Below are 11,904 nucleotides of genomic sequence, written 5' to 3'. Positions count from 1 at the left end.
ATCCAATGTATATAGATGGGAACTGGGTTGGTGATGATCAAGGTTCATTTACAAAAGTAATAAATCCGGCAACTGGAATGGTAATAGGCGCAATTCCAACTGGTGGTACGACTGAAGCAAAACAAGCAGTTGATGCTGCGCATAGAGCTTTTAAAATTTGGTCGAAAAAGACAGCTGAAGAACGCTCACATTTACTGATGAAGTGGCATCGTCTAATTGATGAGAACAAAGAAGAGTTAGCTAAGTTAATGACGCTTGAACAAGGAAAGCCTTTAAAGGAAGCACTTGGAGAGATGGCTTATGCTAATGGATTTATATCTTGGTACGCAGAAGAAGGAAAGAGAATTTATGGTGAAAACGATTCCAGCCTCTCAGCCTAATAAGCGAATCTTGGTAAGAAAAGAACCAGTTGGAGTTGTAGCCGCAATTACGCCTTGGAATTTTCCAGCTGCAATGATTACAAGAAAAGTAGCACCCGCCCTTGCTGCAGGGTGTACAACAGTTATTAAACCTGCGACGCAAACACCACTAACAGCATTAAAGCTAGCTGAATTAGCACATGAAGCAGAGATACCAAAAGGTGTACTGAATGTCGTTACAGGCAAATCTTCAGAAATTGGTGAAGCGTGGTTAAAAGATTCAAGAGTAACTAAGATTACATTTACTGGATCAACTGAAGTCGGAAAAACACTCATGAGAAACGCAGCGGAAAATGTTAAAAAAGTTTCATTGGAGCTTGGTGGAAATGCACCTTTTATTGTCATGGACGACGCAAATTTGCAAAAAGCAGCAGTAGGTCTGGTTCAGTCAAAATTTCGAAATGCAGGTCAAACTTGCATTTGTACGAACAGAATTTATGTTCATGAAAAAGTGGCTGAAGAATTTACATTGCTTTTCAAGAAAGAGCTAGAAAAGTTAAAGGTAGGAAATGGATTAGATGAAGGTATCGATATTGGACCATTAATTGATCGCGATGCATTTGAAAAAGTCAAAATATTAGTTGAGGATGCAACTAAAAACGGAGGTAAAGTTGTATTTAGTGGTGAACAACCAACTGAATTAGAAGGCTTTTATTATGCACCAACGATTTTGTCGGATATCACAGATGATATGGCGTGTATGAATGAAGAAATATTTGGTCCAATTGCACCAATTTCTACGTTTAAAACTGAAGAAGAAGTAATCGAAAGAGCCAATAATTCAGTATATGGGCTAGCTGCTTATGTGTATACGGAAAACCTAAGCCGTTCATTTAGAATAACAGAAGCATTGGAGTACGGAATTATCGGATTAAATGATGCATTGCCTTCAGCTGTTCAAGTTCCTTTCGGAGGGTATAAAGAAAGCGGACTCGGTAGAGAAGGTGGTCATTTCGGAATAGAAGAATTTTTAGAAGTTAAATATATTTCTATAGGGTTAGAACTTTAGAGAAAAGTAAATCATTTTTAAGACATGGAGTCATTGTGATTCTAATGTCTTTTTTTTATGCTCACTTAACATTTTTTTAGTGAGTGAGTAGCAATTTGATGGAAACAACTTGTAAGAAAAATAAAATTCGTGAAATCTTTCCTTCGGCTCATACTATTTGATAAGATAGTAGCTACTTGGATACGCAGGATCTCTTACGAGGTTGTAATAATCATGATAATAAAGTTTCGCATGGGGTGAAGTCGATGGATTCAACTATTCAAACTTATTTTAAGAATCTTGATTCTACTGATAAGAATCTACAATATGAGGCATTTAACTATATTATTTCAGTTACAAAAGAAAAGGTAGATTGGTCGTACGAAGTGTGGGACAAGTTAAAAGCAGATTTGACGCATAAAGGTAGCCACCAAAGATCTAGAGCAGCACAGTTTCTTTCTAACCTGGCAATTAGTGATCCCGAAAAAAGAATCGCAAATGATTTTCCTAACATTTGGAAAGTAACTTATGATCCAAAATTCGTAACAGCAAGGCATACCTTGCAGACGATTTGGAGAGTGGGTTTAGCTGGTCCTGAACAAAGAGAAATGGTCATTCATCATTTATCAGATCGTTTTCTAAATTGCAAAGAAGAGAAAAACTGTACTCTAATTCGCTTTGATATCATTCAGTGTTTAAAAAACTTATATGATGAGGTAGGAATTGAAGAGATAAAACATCTTGCATTGGATTTAATTGAAAAAGAAGAAGATCTTAAGTATCGAAAAAAGTATAAGACAGTTTGGAAATAAGTCATTTTCAGACTGCCTGCCAAACGCTCGCTTTCTTCGTTGCTTCGCCTGCTTGCGGTGCTCATTACCGTCAAAGGTAACTCCGCTCCTCATCCGGCTTGCGCCTCGAAAGACAAGCTTTTTCAGTCAGTCTGAATCTCTGAGCTTTAGTAATATAACTATAAAAAATAAACGCATTCTCTAATAAAAGAGGATGCGTTTTAAGTTATTCTATATTCTTTGTTTGAGTTTAACTCATCATTTGTTTAATTAAGGCACGATTACGTTGCTTAAACACATCATTGTGTGATGAAACCATGGCTGCACTACTTGCATCAGGTTGAATAAATTGTTTTGCTTTATTCACTGCATTTGCAGCATCTTGAAAAGCACCAGCTATCAATTGTAGTTTACCATCATGCATTAAAATATCACCAGCAGCAAACAGTCCTTCAATAGATGTTTCACTTGTAGTATTTCCTTTAATATAGTAGTTCTGAATCATCTCAATTTGAATTTCACTATTATTTAATAATGAAGTATCTTGTTCATAACCATGGTTAATGATTACTTCGTCAATTTGTAAATGTGATATTTCATTTGTTTCATTATTAGTAAGTTCAACTTGATCAATTTCTTCATTATTAATACCGGCAATTAATTTAGTAATGGAAGTATTAAATAGACAATCAACAGAACTATTCATTAATTGAGATACACCAGCTTCATGACCCTTTAAGGCTTCTTTACGATATGTTAAATAGACTTTTTTAGCAATAGGCTCTAATTCATTAGCCCAGTCAATTGCTGTATTTCCTCCGCCAGATATGATAACAGTTTTATCTTTAAAGCGTTTTAACGATTTTACAGTGTAGTTTAGATTTGAAACTTCGAATCGTTCCGCACCTTCAATTTCAAGTTTTTGAGGATTTAGTATTCCACTACCAACAGCTACAATAACAGTTTTTGAAAGGTGTTTTTGTCCTGAAGAAGTTTCTAAGACAAAGTAGCCTTCTTCATTTTTATTAATGGTTTCTACTTTTTCATTTAAAACAACAGTCGGATCAAACGTTAACCCCTGTTGGACGATTTGCTTTATAAATTTCTCGCCAGGAATAGGTGGCTGACCGCCAACATCCCAAATCATTTTTTCTGGATATACATGAACCTTACCACCCAATTGTGGTTGGAACTCAATTATTTTCGTTTTCATTTCTCTTAATCCACTATAGAAAGCAGAGTATAGTCCAGCTGGACCTCCGCCGATTACTGTTACATCAAAAAGCGCTTCCATTGTCATTACCGTTTCACTCCAGTAAGTTTCCGTGATTGATTATCATTCTCAATAAATATAAACTATTCGCACACTTTTTTCAATATTAATTACGAACTATATTGACAATAATTTAGAATAAGATTATATTTACGTAGTGATGCGAAACTGATAATCATTATCAGTAGATTCATAATATTCAATGAATGGAGGTCAATTTATGGTACGTCTGTATACTGATGATTTAACCATTGGCTATGGAGAGCGTTTGATTGTAAAAGACCTTAATATAAAAATACCCGATAAGCAAATTACAACAATTATTGGATCAAATGGATGTGGAAAATCGACCCTTTTGAAGGCGATTACACGTATTATTTCACATCAATCTGGAACAATTATTTTAGATGGCGAAAATATTTCGTCAGAAAATACAAAATTACTTGCTAAGAAAATGGCGATATTGCCTCAAACACCTGAGAGTGCGAGTGGATTAACAGTTGGTGAATTAGTATCATATGGCCGTTTCCCATATCAAAGTGGTTTCGGACGTTTAACAAAAAAGGATATTGAAGTAATTGACTGGGCACTTGAAGTGACTGGCACACAAGACTATAAGTATCAACCAGTTGATTCTCTTTCTGGAGGTCAACGTCAAAGAGTATGGATTGCGATGGCGCTTGCTCAAGAAACGGAAATTATTTTCCTTGATGAACCAACTACATATTTAGATATGGCTCATCAACTTGAGATTCTAGAACTACTTCAAAGATTAAACCGAGAACAAGAACGTACTATTGTAATGGTGTTACATGATTTAAACCAAGCTGCTCGTTTTGCTGATTATATTATCGCTTTAAAAGACGGTGAAATCGTAAAAGCAGGAAATTGTGAAGAAGTAATAAATCATGAGGTACTGAAAGAAGTATTCCAGATTGATACGGAAATAGGAAGAGATCCTAGAACAAACAAACCTATGTGTATAACATATAACTTATTATAAGGGGATAAATTGATGAAGAAGTTTTTAGTACCATTCCTACTAGTTTTCGTACTGATTATTAGTGCTTGTAGCAATAATTCAACAGACAAAGATAAAGGTAAAAGCGCAAAAAAATCTGGAACAATTACATATGAATCTCAAAATGGTCCAGTTAAAGTACCAGCTGATCCAAAACGTGTAGTTGTACTTTCATCATTTGCAGGTAATGTAATGGCTTTAGGTGTTAACATTGTTGGTGTTGATGCATGGTCAAAAGCTAATCCTCGTTGGACTGATAAATTAAAAGACGCGGAAGAAGTAACAGACGAAAGTCTAGAAAAAATTATTGAATTAAATCCAGATTTAATTATTGGTTTAGATAATGTTAAAAACATTGATAAATTAAAAGAAATTGCTCCTACAGTAGTTTATACTTATGGAAAAGTAGATTATTTAACTCAACACATTGAAATTGGTAAACTACTAAATAAAGAAAAAGAAGCTCAAGCATGGGTAGATGATTTTAAAGAACGTGCTGCACAAGCTGGTGAAGACATCAAAGCGAAAATTGGTGCTGATACAACTGTTTCTGTTATTGAAAAATTCGATAAGCAGCTTTATGTTTACGGAAATAACTGGGGACGCGGTACAGAAATTCTTTATCAAGAAATGAAATTAAAAATGCCTAAAAAGGTTGAAGAAAATGCTCTAAAGCCTGGATATTTTGCGATTTCATTAGAAGTACTTCCTGAATTTATGGGAGATTATGTGATCTTTAGTAAATTTGATCAAACAGATACTTCAGTAGAAACAACGGAAACTTATAAGAATATCCCAGCTGTTAAAAATCAACATGTATATGAAGTAAATGGAAGTGAATTCTACTTCAATGATCCACTTACTCTAGATATGCAATTAGATTTCTTTAAAGAGAAATTTCTAGCTAACTAAACTAAAAAGAGTAGGGATTCTAGTACAAAAGAATTCCTACTCTTTCATTCTATTAGAGAAAAGATGAGAGATTAATGACAAAAAAAAATAAAGGTTCAATTCCATTCTTTTTTAAACTCATTTTAGGATTACTGATTTTTTTAAGCATGTTTGTAATATCGATTATATATGGAGCTGCAGATACAACTGTTAGCGATGTGTGGAAAGCTATTTTTACGAATGCAAAAAGTCAGCAAATATCGATCATTCAAGAAATTCGTTTACCCCGTGAGGTTGCAGCGATTTTTGTCGGTGCTGCATTAGCAGTTGCTGGCGCAATCATGCAAGGGATGACAAGAAATCCACTGGCTGATCCAGGCTTACTTGGATTAACTGCAGGTGCCAATGCAGCACTTGCCATTACACTTGCCTTTTTCCCTTCGCTTAATTATTTTGGGATTATGATTGCTTGTTTTATCGGGGCGGCAGTAGGTTCTCTTATCGTTTTTGGTATTGGTTCGATGAAAAAGGGAGGCTTTTCACCTTTTCGTATCGTGCTAGCTGGGGCTGCTGTTTCAGGATTTTTATATGCGATTTCAGACGGAATAGGAATCTATTTCAAAATTTCTCAGAACATCTCAATGTGGACGTCTGGAGGATTAATCGGTACTTCATGGGGACAGATTAAGATCGTCGTTCCGTTTATAGTCATAGGAATTTTAATTTCCCTTTTCCTTTCTAGACAATTAACAATACTTAGTTTAAATGAAGAAGTAGCTATTGGTTTAGGTCAAAATATTAATAGGATCAAGGCAATTCTGTTTGTCATCATTATTTTACTTGCAGGTGCTTCAGTTGCCTTAGTTGGAAATATGGCATTTCTTGGATTAATGGTACCACATATTGTACGTGCTTTCGTTGGTACAGATTATCGTTTTATTTTGCCAATGTCAGCTATTTTTGGAGCTACATTTTTACTTTTCGCGGATACACTTGGAAGAACGATCAATATACCATATGAAACACCGGTTGCTGCAATCGTTGCGATGATTGGCCTACCTTTCTTCTTAATCATTGTTCATAAAGGAGGTAAGGAATTCTCATGATCCAACCTGCAGTCATTCGAAAACAACGAATCATTTTGATCGTACTTGCACTACTAATATTTATTACAATGTTCATTGGAATGGGAATGGGTTATTCTGCAATTCCATATAGTAGACTACTACCAACATTTTTAGGTGATGGTACGTTTAAAGAAGAATTTATTATATTTTCAATAAGATTACCACGAATGATTATCACTTTTTTAGCTGGTATGGCACTAGCTTTATCTGGTGCAATTTTACAAGGAATTACACGAAACGATATGGCTGAGCCAGGGATTTTAGGCTTCAATGCTGGAGCAGGTGTAGCTATAACAATATTTTTTTTATACATGCCAATTGAAGCGGGATCATTCGTTTATGTCATTCCAATTGTTGGGTTCTTTGGTGCATTATTAACGGCTGGAATTATCTATCTATTTTCTTATAAAAAAAATACTGGTCTTCAACCGGTACGATTAGTACTAGTTGGGATCGGATTCTCGATGGCATTATCGGGTATTATGATTGTACTGATTTCATCTGCAGAACGTGTAAAAGTAGATTTTATTGCAAAATGGTTGGCAGGGAGTATTTGGGGTACGGATTGGCCGTTTATATGGGCCTTCCTTCCTTGGCTAATTATCCTTATTCCATTTACTTTATATAAAGCGAATGTACTAAATATACTTAGCTTAAATGAGCCGGTTGCGATCGGAGTAGGGATATCTCTTGAAAAGGAACGCGTAATATTACTTTTATCAGCAGTAGCTTTAGCAGCTTCAGCAGTTTCGATCACAGGCGGAATTGCATTTATTGGCTTAATGGCTCCGCACATGGCTAAAAGTTTAATTGGTCCAAGGAATCAACTATTTCTTCCAATTGCAATCTTAATAGGTGGACTTTTGCTATTAGTAGCGGATACAGTTGGTCGTAATTTAGTTGAACCAGAAGGTATTCCTGCTGGGATCGTCGTTGCACTAATTGGTGGACCTTATTTTGTTTATTTAATCTTAAAAAAATCATAATCACATTTTGAAGAACCATGAACACTAAAGTTCATGGTTTTTTTTGTAGAAGTATGTGAGAAAAAAGATTTGGAAAATCTTGTCTTTAGAAGTTGACGAGAGGGGTTACCATAAATGAGCAAGAAGAACGGTTGTGTTTGATGACTATAAACGAAGTGTTCAGTTTTTTTAAGCTAGATAGGACAATCTTCCATTTTATGAAAATAGGACAAGTATACAATCATTTTTACTGTTTTTTTCATATAAAGTGTAAAATAAGAAACTTTCAGGTTGTAAGACTAGTGGGTCATGATCATCGAAGAGGTGCAGTTTCCGAAATTGATCTTATTGATTCGAATGATGAGTCTAGCCGAGTTTCAGGTATTGATAGAAGTAGGACGAATGAATGTTAATAAATGTGATGTTCGGATTCCGCTTGTTCGAAAATAGAGCATTATACGTAGCTACGAGTAGGAGTTCTGATGTTACAATTATTCAAACGAAAAAAACCACACAGTAGTAACTGGTGGTAAAATGATCCATTTCCCAAAAGAGACATTGTTTTATGTTACAAGCAATGCCTCTTTTTTAATGGCTAATGATTAATTCTTAACATGGTGTAATATTTAAATATGCAATGTCTCTTCAACAAAAGTCACTTTATTGTCTTTTAATGATTGAATTCTTGCTAATGATTCAACACGATATCCTCGTTCGCGAAGAAGATTACCACCTTCTTGGAACGACTTTTCAATAACAATTCCGAAACCAACTGCTTCGGCTTTTGCTTCTTCAACGATCGAAAGCAGTCCAAGTGCAGCCTGACCATTTGCTAAAAAGTCATCAATAATGAGAACTCTGTCTCCTGCTTCTAACCACTTATGTGAAATTGAAATTTCATTTTCTTCCTTTTTCGTAAATGAATATACTTTAGCAGTGTAAACGTCTTGCTGCATTGTAATTGACTTTTTCTTACGAGCAAATACAAGCGGAACTTGTAATGCCAAAGCTGTCATTAATCCAGGACCAATTCCAGAAGATTCAATTGTAACTACCTTCGTAATATTTTCAGAAGAAAATAAGCGTGCAAATTCTTCTCCCATCTTTTTCATTAAAAAAGGATCCATTTGATGATTTAAAAATGCATCAACCTTTAATACATCATTTGCTAGAACTGTTCCTTCTGCTTCAATTTTATCTATTAGTAACTTCATTTATTTATCCCCCTTATTTATACAAAGCTTCCGTTCAAATACACGGATCCTATACAAAAAAACTCAAAACATGTTACTCCACAATTAGATTGAGTGAAGTAACACATTTTGAGTTTTTAAAAAGTCACGTGTAATAATAAACTACAAGCTGTGTTACCACTCATAGTCGGTATATTTACGGTTAACCGGTAGAAACTTGTGAGCCATATCCTCACGATTATACGAGTGAATTGATTATGAATTTAATGAAACTATAACATGTTTTTAAATGTAAGGTCTAGTTTAATCAAGCAATAACAATATTTGTCATTAATAAATAGGATTAGGATCATTATAAAGATTATTTAACTGGATGTATCAAGTGAATATCAATTTATGAACTTGGAAATTTGACTAATATTTCTTTGGGTTAATGTTGATTGAATATATGTGATTGGAAATCCTTCAAGATTAAGTTGGAAATCAGATATGATTAAGTCTAAATTCAAAGAAATAAGATTTTCTTGTGTAAATCCGCCTTGTTTAAGTTCTACAAATTGAATTTTGTTACTGAATGCTTGTTCAAGTCTAGACATTAGGTATTGTTGTAAACCATATCCCTCACTTGTTAATAGTAAAATCCTATTCTTGTTGATATTCTGCCTAAATATGGATGCTTGAATCGTTAATGTAATTCTAGCGACAACATCATTAGTCGCCTCAAAATAGGAATATTTTCTAGTCCAATTGTTCAGTACTAGTCTAACAGTTTGATATAATTCCCGATAATTTGTTTGAACATATTGGACAATCGTGTTAGAGGGTTTATTCATTTTTGTAGAGTTTATAAGTAGTGTAAAATCCTTAAATTGCTTTTGTAATGAAATAATAAATTCATTATTCATATGTAATGTAAAACCTAACTCACTTCCCAACATATCGACAAAAACATATAGCTCTTCATAAAAAGTATTTTTTTGATAATGGTATAAATTCAGGACTTCAGAATGTCCAATTTTACTATGACTGTATGAAGGTAATACAGAAATAAATAATGAGCAGGCAAGCCTCTCCTCATGAGATATTTTCAGATTGTAGTATTTTTCAATTTGGTCACAAATTTCATTTGAAACTGAAAAGAATATAGACTTTTTTATCTGATAAATCGCTTCTTTATGTAACGATAAAAGAGGTTTATGCTTAATTCGATGGATCATCGTTCCAATGTAATAAACATATTTGTATGTTGTAGGTGGTGATAAAAATAATTCATGTTTTTCAGATACCCTAGTTACGATATTCTTTAGCTCACTAACTGTATAAGTTTCAAATAACCAAGAATTTGTATGAGAATAAAGATTATATAAGAGATCGCAACAAAGTACTCTTTTTTGAAATTCTGAGCCCTCAATAAAAAGTGGTAGCCGTTTTAATGTTAAATGATAAGATTTTAATTTTTCCTCGATACGACTTAGTATTTTATATATTGAAGTGTGCTGCATATAAAGAGCTTTCCCTAAATCGCTTATAAATTTTATTTCTTTAATGAGAATGAAGCTTAATGCTTGATTTATAGTGAAATTTTTTATAAATGAAGAACGTACCTCATCAAAAGTAGAATGAGATGGCATATTTAGGTAAACGCCCTTGCCTTTTTTTATATCGATATGCCAATCAATCGGTAGGGTAGAATTTATGATTTGAATATCATTCAGAATTGTTTTTTCTGTACAATTTAGTATTTTAGCAATTTCTTTAGATTTGAACCATTTATCATGTGTACTTAAAATATCAATGATTTGATATCTACGGTTAATTGCCTTGTCCATTTTATTCACCACTTTAATAGAAAGTAATTTTAATGTGATTTCCTTCACAAAATATATTCGATTTAATGTAATTTTTATTTTTATTTTAAGGTAATCATGTGACTTTGGACATGATAATTAATTCCTTTGTATTCGGTAAAAAAGTTTGCTCGGTGCAAGCTTCATGGAAAGGAAGCATCCTGAATTTGGTTATTTTCTAACATATTCTTAAATAGTATCAATATTTTGAAAACAGATAAGTGGAATTCCATTCCGCATCAAACTGTAAAATGTTTGGTGTTTTTTAGTGCTTTTGGGGGATTTTATATTATTCGAAAAATAGATAAAATTCTTTAGTGCTTATATTTTCAACAATTTTCGACATCGATATGATTAGTTAGGAGAGATTTATTTTGAATATAAAAATAAAGAAGTGGACAAGCGGTATTGCACTAATGATGGTAGCAGTATTGTTATTATGCTCTTGTTCAACAAAACAGGTTGAAACGGATAGCAAAAAAAGATTAAAAGTAGGCATTATGCTTTCTTCAGTTGGATTGGGTGACCAATCATTTAGTGATGCTGCTTTTTCGGGACTGATTAAAGCAAGAGAAGAGAACGATATATTTTTTGATTATCGTGAGCCTTCGGAAGATTTAAGTTTCGAGGAAGGGTTTACTGAATTGGTTAAGGAAGATTGTGAACTTGTCGTTGGACTTGGTTTTTCTGTTAAAGAAAGTTTAGAAAAAGTCGCCAAACAATATCCAAATCAAAAATTTCTATTAATAGATGAGACGTCTGAACTACCGAATGTAACAAGCCTTACTTTTAAAGAAGAAGAAGGAAGCTTTTTAGTTGGTGCAATTGCAGGTCTTACAACAAAAACGAATGTAGTCGGTTTTATTGGTGGAGAGGATGTGCCACTTATTAAAAAGTTCGAAAAAGGTTTTGCTGAAGGCGTAAAAGCTACTAACCCTAAAGCAAGCGTAATGACGGAGTACGCAGGTGACTTTGGTAAAGCAGATTTAGGGGCAGAAATTGCTGGAGATATGATTAAACAAAAGAATGTAGATACATTATATGCAGCTGCGGGCTTTACGGGTGTTGGTGTATTACAAGAAGCACAAAAAAATAGTAAATATGCAATAGGTGTAGATACAGATCAGTTTTTTATTGCTGAAAAAGCAGTCGTGACTTCAATGTTAAAAAATGTAGATGTTGCAATTCAAACAGCTATTAAATCTTATATTGATGAAAATGGGAAGTTTCCAGAAAAGAATATGACATTCGGTTTAAAAGAAGATGGAGTTGGTAGTGCACCAATTCGTGTTATTACACTTGATCCAGAGAAGGAAAAAATCTTTGAGGATCTTAAACAAAAACTAGCAAATGGGGAAATAACAATTCCTTTAGATTAATAGGAATAGA

9 protein-coding genes, 1 pseudogene and 1 riboswitch are annotated in these 11,904 nt (G+C 33.8%); of the genes and pseudogenes, 7 read left to right on the top strand and 3 right to left on the bottom strand.

The window, feature by feature from the left end; genetic code table 11:
- Positions 1-5 precede the first annotated feature (5 nt).
- Together ABID96_RS18985 and ABID96_RS18980 are read left to right on the top strand one after the other, a co-directional pair.
- Positions 6-1,428: pseudogene (locus ABID96_RS18985) on the top strand (NAD-dependent succinate-semialdehyde dehydrogenase).
- Between the two features lie 245 nt (positions 1,429-1,673).
- Positions 1,674-2,219, top strand: a complete 546-nt coding sequence (locus ABID96_RS18980) for a hypothetical protein (protein ID WP_192603755.1) — start codon at positions 1,674-1,676, stop codon at positions 2,217-2,219.
- Positions 2,220-2,448: 229 nt separating this feature from the next.
- Here the strand turns inward: ABID96_RS18980 and ABID96_RS18975 are convergent, their stop codons facing one another.
- Positions 2,449-3,498, bottom strand: a complete 1,050-nt coding sequence (locus ABID96_RS18975) for an NAD(P)/FAD-dependent oxidoreductase (protein ID WP_192603756.1) — start codon at positions 3,496-3,498, stop codon at positions 2,449-2,451.
- 193 nt (positions 3,499-3,691) lie between these two features.
- Here ABID96_RS18975 and ABID96_RS18970 point away from each other — a divergent pair, with 193 nt between their 5' ends.
- The 4 genes from ABID96_RS18970 to ABID96_RS18955 all read left to right on the top strand — a co-directional run bounded on the left by ABID96_RS18970 (position 3,692) and on the right by ABID96_RS18955 (position 7,496).
- On the top strand, positions 3,692-4,474 hold the full coding sequence (locus ABID96_RS18970; RefSeq protein ID WP_192603757.1) for an ABC transporter ATP-binding protein: 783 nt from the start codon (positions 3,692-3,694) through the stop codon (positions 4,472-4,474).
- A gap of 12 nt (positions 4,475-4,486) precedes the next feature.
- Positions 4,487-5,404 (top strand): iron-hydroxamate ABC transporter substrate-binding protein, encoded by a 918-nt coding sequence (locus tag ABID96_RS18965; RefSeq protein WP_192603758.1) that lies wholly within the window; start codon positions 4,487-4,489, stop codon positions 5,402-5,404.
- 74 nt (positions 5,405-5,478) lie between these two features.
- The gene (locus tag ABID96_RS18960; protein ID WP_088001883.1) at positions 5,479-6,489 is read left to right on the top strand and encodes a FecCD family ABC transporter permease; all 1,011 of its coding nucleotides are present in this window, start codon (positions 5,479-5,481) and stop codon (positions 6,487-6,489) included.
- Positions 6,486-7,496, top strand: a complete 1,011-nt coding sequence (locus tag ABID96_RS18955; protein WP_192603759.1) for a FecCD family ABC transporter permease — start codon at positions 6,486-6,488, stop codon at positions 7,494-7,496. The genes ABID96_RS18960 and ABID96_RS18955 overlap by 4 nt, the downstream gene beginning before the upstream one ends.
- 605 nt (positions 7,497-8,101) lie before the next feature.
- Here the strand turns inward: ABID96_RS18955 and ABID96_RS18950 are convergent.
- Positions 8,102-8,689, bottom strand: coding sequence for a xanthine phosphoribosyltransferase (locus tag ABID96_RS18950; protein ID WP_192603760.1), 588 nt, complete (start codon positions 8,687-8,689; stop codon positions 8,102-8,104).
- Positions 8,690-8,832: 143 nt separating this feature from the next.
- Positions 8,833-8,934, bottom strand: a riboswitch (purine riboswitch).
- Between the two features lie 123 nt (positions 8,935-9,057).
- Positions 9,058-10,497, bottom strand: coding sequence for a BglG family transcription antiterminator (locus tag ABID96_RS18945; protein WP_192603761.1), 1,440 nt, complete (start codon positions 10,495-10,497; stop codon positions 9,058-9,060).
- A gap of 434 nt (positions 10,498-10,931) precedes the next feature.
- On the opposite strand from ABID96_RS18945, the gene ABID96_RS18940 reads away from it, so the two are divergent.
- Positions 10,932-11,894, top strand: coding sequence for a BMP family lipoprotein (locus ABID96_RS18940; RefSeq protein WP_192603977.1), 963 nt, complete (start codon positions 10,932-10,934; stop codon positions 11,892-11,894).
- Positions 11,895-11,904: the final 10 nt, after the last annotated feature.

Source organism: Gottfriedia sp. OAE603 (assembly GCF_040543965.1).
Classification (GTDB): domain Bacteria; phylum Bacillota; class Bacilli; order Bacillales; family Bacillaceae_G; genus Gottfriedia; species Gottfriedia solisilvae.
The sequence above is the reverse complement of the archived record's forward strand: the minus strand, read 5'-3'. Positions and strand labels throughout refer to the sequence as shown.